An 8,401-nucleotide genomic window follows, 5' to 3' on the forward strand; every position below is an offset into this window, starting at 1 on the left:
TAAGCGGACATGGCTAACTTTTTTATCAGGCGTCCTATCTTTGCCTGGGTACTGGCTATCATTCTGATGATGGCGGGTGCTCTGGCAATCATGCAACTGCCCGTGGCACAGTACCCGACCATTGCGCCTCCTGCGGTCGCCATTTCTGCCACTTATCCTGGTGCAGATGCGCAGACGGTTCAGGATACAGTCACACAGGTTATCGAACAGAATATGAATGGTATCGATAACCTGATGTATATGTCCTCCACCAGCGACTCGGCCGGGAGTGTGACTATTACGCTGACTTTCCAGTCCGGTACCGATCCCGATATCGCGCAAGTACAGGTGCAAAATAAACTGCAGCTCGCCACTCCGTTACTGCCGCAAGAAGTTCAGCAGCAAGGGATCAGCGTCGAGAAATCGAGTAGCAGCTTTTTGATGGTCGCGGGTTTTGTTTCTGACAACCCACAAACCACACAGGATGACATTTCCGACTACGTCGCTTCGAACGTTAAAGACTCAATCAGCCGTCTGAATGGCGTGGGTGACGTGCAGCTGTTTGGTGCACAGTACGCCATGCGCATCTGGCTGGATGCAAACTTATTGAACAAATATCAGCTCACGCCGGTTGATGTGATCAATCAGTTGAAGGTACAGAACGATCAGATTGCCGCAGGTCAGTTAGGGGGGACGCCTGCATTACCTAACCAGCAGTTGAACGCCTCTATCATTGCGCAAACGCGACTGAAAGACCCTGAAGAGTTCGGGAAAGTGACTTTACGCGTGAACAGCGATGGTTCGGTTGTTCACCTGAAAGACGTCGCGCGTATCGAGTTGGGTGGGGAAAACTACAACGTCGTGGCGCGTATTAACGGTAAGCCTGCATCCGGCCTTGGGATCAAGCTGGCAACCGGGGCAAACGCGCTGGATACCGCGAACGCTATCAAAGCCAAGCTGGTTGAACTGCAACCATTCTTCCCGCAGGGAATGAAGGTGGTCTACCCATACGACACGACGCCGTTTGTGACCATCTCCATTCATGAAGTGGTAAAAACGCTGTTTGAAGCGATCGTGCTGGTGTTCCTGGTCATGTATTTGTTCCTGCAAAACATCCGGGCAACGCTCATTCCAACCATCGCTGTCCCCGTCGTATTGTTGGGCACATTCGCCGTACTTGCCGCGTTTGACTACTCGATAAACACCCTGACGATGTTCGGCATGGTGCTCGCCATCGGTCTATTGGTCGATGATGCGATAGTGGTGGTGGAAAACGTGGAACGCGTGATGATGGAAGATAATCTGCCGCCTAAAGAGGCGACGGAAAAGTCCATGTCACAAATACAGGGGGCACTGGTTGGTATTGCCATGGTGCTGTCTGCGGTATTTATCCCGATGGCCTTCTTTGGCGGTTCAACTGGGGCTATCTATCGGCAGTTCTCCATTACCATCGTTTCCGCCATGGCGCTTTCTGTACTGGTAGCGCTGATCCTGACTCCTGCGCTTTGTGCAACATTGTTGAAGCCGGTATCGGCTGAGCATCACGAGAAAAAAAGCGGTTTCTTTGGCTGGTTTAATGCCAAATTCGATCACAGCGTCAATCACTATACCAATAGCGTCAGCGGTATTGTGCGTAAAACAGGGCGTTACCTTGTCGTCTATCTGATCATCGTGATCGGAATGGCGGTTCTGTTTATGCGCCTGCCGACCTCCTTCCTGCCAGAGGAGGATCAGGGTGTGTTTATGACAATGATTCAACTTCCGGCAGGAGCTACGCAAGAGCGCACCCAGAAAGTACTGGATCAAGTTACTCAGTACTACCTGACCAATGAGAAAGCTAACGTCGAAAGCGTCTTCACGGTTAACGGTTTTAGCTTCAGCGGTCAGGGGCAAAACTCAGGTCTGGCATTCGTTAGCCTCAAGCCCTGGAATGAACGTAGCGGCGAGGAAAATAGTGTTGAAGCGGTCATTGCACGCGCCACACGCGCGTTCAGCCAGATCCGCGATGGGTTAGTCTTCCCCTTCAATATGCCCGCTATTGTTGAACTGGGTACCGCAACCGGCTTCGATTTTGAGCTGATCGATCAGGGCGGTCTGGGGCATACTGCGTTGACGCAAGCGCGTAACCAACTACTGGGAATGGTGGCTAAACACCCCGATCTGTTGGTTCGCGTTCGTCCTAACGGACTGGAAGATACTCCGCAGTTTAAGCTGGATGTTGATCAGGAGAAAGCACAGGCACTGGGGGTATCGCTGTCGGATATCAACGAAACTATCTCCGCATCACTGGGCGGCTATTACGTCAATGACTTTATTGACCGCGGTCGTGTGAAAAAAGTGTACGTTCAGGGGGATGCAAAATACCGCATGCTGCCAGCGGACATCAATAATCTGTATATCCGCAGCTCCAATGGCGAAATGGTTCCGTTCTCTGCGTTCAGTGCATCACATTGGATTTATGGTTCACCGCGACTGGAACGTTACAACGGTATGCCATCCATGGAAATACTGGGCGAAGCGGCACCAGGGCGAAGCACTGGTGAAGCAATGGCGCTGATGGAAAGTCTGGCGGAAAAACTGCCGAATGGTATTGGTCATGACTGGACGGGTATGTCTTATCAGGAAAGGCTGTCGGGTAACCAGGCGCCTGCGCTGTATGCCATCTCGTTAATCGTAGTATTCCTTTGCCTTGCCGCATTGTATGAAAGCTGGTCTATTCCTTTCTCGGTGATGCTGGTTGTACCGCTCGGTGTTGTAGGCGCATTGTTAGCCGCATCACTGCGCGGGATGAATAACGATGTGTATTTCCAGGTTGGCTTACTAACCACTATCGGCCTCTCGGCTAAGAACGCCATCCTGATCGTCGAGTTTGCCAAAGACCTGATGGATAAAGAAGGCAAGGGGTTGATTGAAGCGACGCTGGAGGCATCGCGTATGCGTCTTCGTCCTATCCTGATGACATCCCTGGCCTTTATTCTGGGGGTTATGCCTCTGGTTATCAGTCACGGAGCAGGTAGTGGTGCACAGAATGCGGTCGGTACAGGTGTTATGGGAGGAATGCTGACCGCAACATTGTTGGCTATCTTCTTCGTCCCCGTCTTCTTTGTTGTCGTGAGACGGCGTTTTAGTCGGCACAACGATTAATTTGTAAAATAAAGGCGTCTACGGACGCCTTTTTTACCTACGATGCTCCTCTTTATTTATTAGTAAGATAGCCATGTATTTCATTTAAACTATCCCTCTAAACTCGCCTACGACCTTTCTTTTTATCCATTATTTTTACAATCCACATGAATTGAGATTATTCCTCATGTCAGTCCTTTTTTAAGAAGTGGTAAAATAATCACCGAGTTCGCAGATGGCTTAGCGTTTGTCTTTGCTTAATTAGCGAAACGCTTATTTTGAGGTAACACCATGAAAAGATTAATATCCGTTGCATTGCTTACCGCATTCCTGGCTGGCTGTGCACACGATTCTCCTTGCGTACCTGTATACGACGATCAGGGGCGCCTGGTTCATACCAATACCTGTATGAAAGGCACTACCCAGGATAACTGGGAAACAGCCGGAGCCATCGCCGGTGGTGCTGCAGCCGTTGCCGGACTAACACTTGGGATTGTCGCCCTGACCAAATAAATCATCTCAAAAGCGCGGTTATTACCGCGCTTTGAGCACTAAGCATAAAATCTACATATAAAACAAAACGTTGCTTAATAGCGACTGACATATAATAAAATTATTATAGATTTCCCTCACACATCCACGATTTAAAATTAGCATTTTTTCTGTTTTTCGTTACACCACAGTTTCTTTTCATTATTCTCACGCCATTAATATTAACGCCAGAAATCGTTATCACGCGTCCTGTCTGATTTTTAAATTTTTTGCGCCGAAATGTGGCTTACGTTTCAATTTTGCACCACTTCAGGGCGCTGCATTTATTTTTTCCTGTCTACACTCTGCATATTGCGTCAAATAATCAGGCGCAAAAAACTGGCACTACCTTTGCTTAAAAGAGTATGGCCAAAGCCACAGACAGGTAAAAGACGTTTTCAGAACGTTTCCATAACAATAATTCCTCCACACAGGATGCTCTATGAAAAAGATGATAATCGCCAGCCTGGCTGCGGCCGGCGTGCTGCTTGCTGTTGCAAATCAGGCGCATGCCGGCGCAACACTTGATGCCGTAAAGAAAAAAGGGTTTGTGCAATGTGGGATCAGCGACGGCTTGCCTGGCTTTTCTTACGCCGATGCAAGCGGCAAGTTCTCGGGTATTGATGTTGATGTATGTCGTGGCGTTGCCTCCGCCGTATTTGGTGATGATAGCAAAGTAAAATATACCCCGCTCACCGCCAAGGAACGCTTTACTGCATTACAGTCTGGTGAAGTCGACATGCTCTCTCGTAATACCACGTGGACCTCCTCTCGTGATGCCGGTATGGGTATGTCCTTCACTGGCGTAACGTATTATGACGGCATTGGTTTTCTTACCCACAATAAAGCAGGTCTGAAGAGCGCTAAAGAGCTGGATGGCGCAACGGTCTGTATTCAGGCGGGAACCGATACCGAACTGAACGTGGCCGACTACTTTAAAGCCAACAATATGAAGTACACCCCCGTCACCTTTGACCGCTCGGATGAATCAGCCAAAGCTCTGGAATCTGGACGTTGCGATACGCTGGCTTCCGACCAGTCTCAGTTGTATGCCCTACGCATCAAGCTGAGCAATCCTGCGGAGTGGATCGTCCTGCCAGAAGTTATTTCTAAAGAACCGCTGGGACCTGTCGTACGTCGTGGGGACGATGAGTGGTTCTCCATTGTTCGCTGGACGCTGTTCGCCATGTTGAATGCGGAAGAAATGGGTGTTAACTCGAAAAACGTCGATGAAAAAGCGGCTAATCCAGCAACTCCGGATATGGCTCACCTGTTGGGTAAAGAAGGGGATTATGGCAAGGATCTGAAACTTGATAACAAATGGGCCTACAACATTATCAAGCAGGTTGGTAACTATTCGGAGATCTTTGAACGTAACGTTGGATCGGAAAGTCCGCTGAAGATCAAACGTGGACAGAACAACCTCTGGAATAACGGTGGCATCCAATATGCGCCACCGGTGCGCTAATGCGTAGTGATGTAACGGGCGCCGCAACTGCGGCGCTCAGCCCAGAGTCATAGTTACTGAGGTTTTCTTATGTTCCATCGCCGCTCAACCGTAAAAGGATCGTTATCCTTTTCTAACCCTGCGGTCCGCGCCTGGTTATTTCAAATACTCGCCGTCATTGCGGTTATCAGCATTGCGGTCTATCTCATTCATAACACGATAAATAACCTGAACAATAGCGGTATTACCTCGGGGTTTTCTTTTCTCGATCGCAGTGCCGGATTTGGTATTGTCCAGCATCTGATTGATTACGAGCAAGGCGATACGTATGGTCGTGTCTTTGTGGTCGGCCTGCTCAACACACTATTAGTTTCTGCATTGTGTATTGTTTTCGCATCAATTCTCGGTTTCTTTCTCGGACTGGCACGCCTGTCAGATAACTGGTTATTGCGAAAACTCTCGACGATCTACATCGAAACGTTCCGCAATATACCGCCACTGCTGCAGATCTTCTTCTGGTATTTCGCTGTATTACGTAACCTGCCCGGCCCACGCCAGGCTGTTAACGCACTGGATTTGATGTTCCTGAGTAACCGGGGGCTCTATATACCGGCCCCACAAATGGGAGAAGGTTTTTTTGCCTTTTGCACCGCTGTCGTTATCGCTATCGTCGTCACCATCGGATTATTTCGCTTCAACAGAATGCATCAGACCAAAACCGGCCAGCTACGTCGGACCTGGCCCACGGCTCTGGCGTTGATCGTACTTTTACCGGTGATTTCACAGTGGATGTTTGGCGCTGCGCTTCACTGGGATATTCCCGCGCTTCGTGGTTTTAACTTCCGTGGCGGTATGGTGCTTATTCCCGAACTGGCGGCACTGACTCTGGCGCTTTCGGTGTACACCTCGGCATTTATTGCAGAAATTATTCGGGCGGGAATTCAGGCCGTTCCTTATGGCCAACATGAAGCCGCACGCTCGCTGGGTCTGCCAAATCCGGTGACGCTACGCCAGGTAATCATCCCACAGGCGCTACGCGTCATCATTCCCCCACTGACCAGCCAGTACCTGAATATCGTCAAGAACTCTTCTCTTGCGGCCGCCATTGGCTATCCGGACATGGTGTCACTGTTTGCCGGCACGGTACTCAATCAAACAGGGCAAGCCATTGAAACGATCGCCATCACCATGTCGGTATACCTGATCATTAGTCTGAGTATTTCTTTGCTGATGAATATTTATAACCGCCGTATTGCACTGATTGAGCGCTAAGGAGCCATGATGACAAAAGCCCTGCTGTCTCACCCCTCACGCCAGCGCAGTAATCCGGCAAACCGCAGCCTACTCTGGGTGCGTAAAAACCTGTTCTCCAGTTGGTCAAATAGCCTGCTCACCCTACTATGCATATGGCTGATTTGGTCATTTCTTCCGCCACTGTTGAACTGGGTATTCTTTCAGGCCAACTGGGTAGGTTCAACCCGAGCAGACTGCACCAAAGCCGGAGCCTGCTGGGTGTTCATTCATGAACGCTTTGGGCAATTCATGTATGGACTTTATCCCCACGATCAGCGCTGGCGTGTAAATCTGGCCCTGATAATTGGTTTGCTGTCTATCGTTCCCATGTTCTTGAAAACAATCCCGCATCGTGGCCGCTATATCGCCGTCTGGGCCGTCGTTTATCCAGTGGTGGTTTGGTGGCTGATGTACGGGGGTTTTTTCGGGCTGGAGCGCGTAGAAACCCGGCAGTGGGGTGGATTAACACTGACGCTAATTATCGCATCCGTGGGGATTGCAGGCGCGCTTCCATGGGGCATTTTACTGGCGCTGGGACGTCGTTCCCATATGCCAGTCGTGCGGGTTTTATCCGTCATTTTCATTGAGTTCTGGCGCGGTGTGCCGTTGATTACCGTTCTGTTTATGTCCTCGGTCATGCTTCCTCTGTTTATGTCCGAAGGAACCAGTATCGACAAGCTTATCCGGGCCCTGGTTGGCGTTATTCTTTTCCAGTCGGCCTATGTCGCAGAAGTGGTTCGCGGAGGGTTACAAGCCCTACCAAAAGGTCAGTATGAAGCCGCTGAATCACTGGCGTTAGGATACTGGAAAACTCAGGGGCTGGTCATTCTTCCGCAAGCCCTCAAGCTGGTTATCCCTGGCCTGGTTAACACGATTATCGCCCTGTTCAAGGATACCAGTCTGGTCATTATCATCGGTCTGTTTGATCTCTTCAGTAGCGTGCAGCAAGCAACTGTGGACCCTGCGTGGCTGGGTATGTCGACAGAAGGATATGTTTTCGCTGCACTGATTTACTGGATCTTCTGTTTCAGTATGTCGCGTTACAGCCAACATCTGGAAAAACGTTTTAACACCGGGCGTACACCGCACTGAGGAATTTATGAGCCAATTATTAATGCCGTCTACCGACGCGATGATTACGCTGGAAAACGTCAACAAATGGTACGGACAGTTTCACGTCCTGAAAAACATCAACCTGAAGGTAAAACAGGGAGAGCGCATCGTATTATGCGGGCCTTCCGGTTCGGGTAAATCGACAACTATCCGCTGTATTAACCATCTGGAAGAGCATCAGCAAGGACGCATTGTGGTGGATGGGATTGAACTCAATGAAGACATCCGCAATATTGAGCGCGTCCGACAAGAAGTTGGCATGGTCTTTCAGCACTTTAATCTCTTTCCTCATTTAACTGTCCTACAAAACTGCACACTGGCGCCTATCTGGGTGCAAAAGATGCCGAAAAAAGAGGCTGAAGTACTGGCAATGCACTACCTCGAGCGGGTCCGCATTGCCGAACATGCGCATAAATATCCCGGGCAAATCTCTGGTGGACAACAACAGCGCGTGGCCATTGCACGCTCGCTGTGTATGAAACCCAAAATCATGTTATTTGATGAACCCACATCAGCGTTGGATCCTGAAATGGTAAAAGAAGTGCTGGATACCATGATAGGTCTGGCACAATCGGGCATGACCATGCTATGTGTAACCCATGAAATGGGCTTTGCCCGCACAGTAGCTGACCGGGTGATCTTTATGGATCTTGGCGAGATTGTGGAACAGGCACCACCGGATGAGTTTTTTGCTCACCCCAAATCTGAACGCACTCGTTCGTTTTTATCGCAGGTTATTCATTAAAGCCATATGCCGGATACAGTTCCGGCTTATTTCCGCGTATAAACGCAAAAAGGCCATCCTTTCGGATGGCCTTTCGCTTTTATTTGATGTCTGGCAGTTCCCTACTCTCGCATGGGGAGACCCCACACTACCATCGGCGCTACGGCGTTTCACTTCTGAGTTCGGCATGG

General features: G+C 49.7%; 6 protein-coding genes and 1 rRNA gene. 6 read left to right on the forward strand and 1 reads right to left on the reverse strand.

Annotated elements, in window-relative coordinates; genetic code table 11:
* Positions 1 to 9 precede the first annotated feature (9 nt).
* From OGV89_RS14215 to OGV89_RS14240, 6 genes are all read left to right on the forward strand, one after another.
* On the forward strand, positions 10 to 3,123 hold the full coding sequence (locus OGV89_RS14215) for an efflux RND transporter permease subunit (protein ID WP_003844802.1): 3,114 nt from the start codon (positions 10 to 12) through the stop codon (positions 3,121 to 3,123).
* A 270-nt stretch (positions 3,124 to 3,393) separates the two neighbouring features.
* Entirely contained in the window at positions 3,394 to 3,615 is a 222-nt protein-coding gene (locus OGV89_RS14220) for a lipoprotein (protein WP_003025292.1), read from the forward strand.
* A gap of 460 nt (positions 3,616 to 4,075) precedes the next feature.
* Positions 4,076 to 5,101: an amino acid ABC transporter substrate-binding protein gene (locus OGV89_RS14225; RefSeq protein WP_003025295.1), complete on the forward strand. Its 1,026-nt coding sequence runs from the start codon at positions 4,076 to 4,078 to the stop codon at positions 5,099 to 5,101.
* A gap of 69 nt (positions 5,102 to 5,170) precedes the next feature.
* Positions 5,171 to 6,352 carry an amino acid ABC transporter permease gene (locus OGV89_RS14230; RefSeq protein ID WP_003844801.1) on the forward strand — a complete coding sequence of 394 codons (1,182 nt, stop codon included), beginning with the start codon at positions 5,171 to 5,173 and terminating at the stop codon, positions 6,350 to 6,352.
* A gap of 9 nt (positions 6,353 to 6,361) precedes the next feature.
* A complete protein-coding gene (locus OGV89_RS14235; RefSeq protein WP_003844800.1) occupies positions 6,362 to 7,465 on the forward strand; it encodes an amino acid ABC transporter permease in 1,104 nt (367 codons plus the stop codon).
* 7 nt (positions 7,466 to 7,472) lie between these two features.
* Positions 7,473 to 8,231 (forward strand): amino acid ABC transporter ATP-binding protein, encoded by a 759-nt coding sequence (locus OGV89_RS14240; RefSeq protein WP_003844799.1) that lies wholly within the window; start codon positions 7,473 to 7,475, stop codon positions 8,229 to 8,231.
* A gap of 88 nt (positions 8,232 to 8,319) precedes the next feature.
* On the opposite strand, the gene rrf is transcribed toward OGV89_RS14240, so the two are convergent.
* Positions 8,320 to 8,401, reverse strand: a 5S ribosomal RNA gene (rrf, locus tag OGV89_RS23020); the annotation flags it as partial.

The sequence above is a fragment of the Citrobacter sp. Cf125 genome (assembly GCF_030333935.1).
GTDB lineage: Bacteria > Pseudomonadota > Gammaproteobacteria > Enterobacterales > Enterobacteriaceae > Citrobacter > Citrobacter freundii.